Source organism: Bilifractor sp. LCP19S3_H10, assembly GCF_052119185.1.
Taxonomy (GTDB): domain Bacteria; phylum Bacillota; class Clostridia; order Lachnospirales; family Lachnospiraceae; genus Bilifractor.
In genome coordinates, this window is record NZ_JBQKFT010000060.1 from 1 (window position 1) to 814 (window position 814).

General features: G+C 45.3%; 3 protein-coding genes. 1 reads left to right on the top strand and 2 read right to left on the bottom strand.

Annotated elements, in window-relative coordinates:
- Positions 1–264 (bottom strand): type II toxin-antitoxin system HicB family antitoxin (locus ACTQZS_RS15380; RefSeq protein ID WP_441476595.1); only part of this gene is annotated, 264 nt, incomplete at its 3' end.
- Positions 200–388, bottom strand: coding sequence for a type II toxin-antitoxin system HicA family toxin (locus ACTQZS_RS15385; RefSeq protein ID WP_441476596.1), 189 nt, complete (start codon positions 386–388; stop codon positions 200–202). The genes ACTQZS_RS15380 and ACTQZS_RS15385, both read right to left, overlap by 65 nt.
- Before the next feature lie 91 nt (positions 389–479).
- Here ACTQZS_RS15385 and ACTQZS_RS15390 point away from each other — a divergent pair.
- On the top strand, positions 480–814 hold a 335-nt coding region (locus tag ACTQZS_RS15390), incomplete at its 3' end, for a dUTP diphosphatase (RefSeq protein WP_441476597.1).

Here is an 814-nt window from a genome sequence, read left to right on the forward strand (position 1 = left end):
GTTATCTTCGGCGACAACAAGCCAGCCGCTTGCCGCATCAGTGATTTGATCAATGGCGTCGCTGAGGCTGTTCCCGGTTGTAATACACCCGGGTAGATCAGGAACACGAGCAAAGAATTTCGTTCCGTCATCGGAGGACATAAAAACAGCGGTATAGATATATTTCATAAACAACACTCCTTTCAGGGAGGAGAGCCTTTCAGCTCTCCTGATTGTGTTTGATTTCTTTCTTGATGTATCGCAGGTCGTATTCGTCGAAATCATGACGTTTCAGCGGAATTGTTTTTCTGAGTTCAGGATTTCGGTACTGATCATGATTCTTTCCGTGCCTGGCGAATTCATAACCGGCTTCCTGCAATGCTTTTACTGCTTTATCATGTGGCGTCATCTTTATCTCCTTTCTGATTATATTATACACACTAATACACAACGAGTCAATGATAATACACAATATTACACAAAATAGGAGGACAAAATAAATGAAAGTCGTACTAGATGAAGGGGCTCATATACCGGAGAAGGCACACAGAGCCGATGCAGGATATGACCTCAGAACACCAAAGAGAGTTGTACTTCGCAGACACGAGAGTGTTTGCATCGATACCGGAGTGCACGTGCAGATTCCGGATGGATGGTTCGGCCAGATGTTCAGTAAATCTGGGCTGCATGTGAAGCATGATATTGTATCACTCGGCGGAACAGTGGACAGCCACTACACCGGAAGCATTGTTGTGAAGCTCTACAATCTCGGCAACGAGGACTATGTGTTCGAAGCGGGAGACAAGATTGTACAGATCGTATTCATGCCTTGCGG